Here is a 588-nt window from a genome sequence, read left to right as displayed (position 1 = left end):
TTTTCAAAGGGATCCATAACTACTGAATTTGAATTTTTGGCATGACCACGACGATACCATTCAGCAATCATCTGACGATATTTTTCAACGCCTGTATGTGGGTCTGAATGATTAACAAGGGCTTTATTCCAGCCATCTTCATGCCATACTTTGGCAAACTCATGTAAGTCTTGCGTATTATCATTAGCAAGGCTTTCGACGTATTCTTTAAATTTTTCATCATTAACAACGGCTTGTACTTCATCGGCATTGAATAGCATACCGATATCATGCCAGTAGGCTGCTTCTAAAATTAGCCACGTATCTGTCGCTGTTAGTTTTTCAATATTATTGCCTAGCAGACGTTCGATATTGACAAGTATCTGCTGTGAGTGCGATTCATTGTGGCTACTGAAATGCGGATAATAACTACCAACATTTTCAAGCGACTTACCGACGAGCTTTTCATCAAACTCCCATTGCGACATTAATATTCTAGTATTGCTGTCTTCTTCGGTTTTCTTTTTTAAATGCTTGATTAATCCTGCGCTCATGGTAAGTCCTTTTTATTTTTTCACATTTGGTGTTTTAGTTTTATTGCACACAAGC

Annotated in this window: 1 protein-coding gene; it reads right to left on the bottom strand. The window is 37.8% G+C overall.

What is annotated here, in order from left to right:
* The coding region (locus ACS8FD_RS22855) for an HD domain-containing protein (RefSeq protein ID WP_439277541.1) at positions 1-533 on the bottom strand (533 nt) is incomplete at its 3' end.
* Positions 534-588 lie beyond the last annotated feature (55 nt).

The sequence above is a fragment of the Psychrobacter sp. 1U2 genome, assembly GCF_051847575.1.
This window is presented reverse-complemented; position numbering and strand designations above follow the sequence as displayed.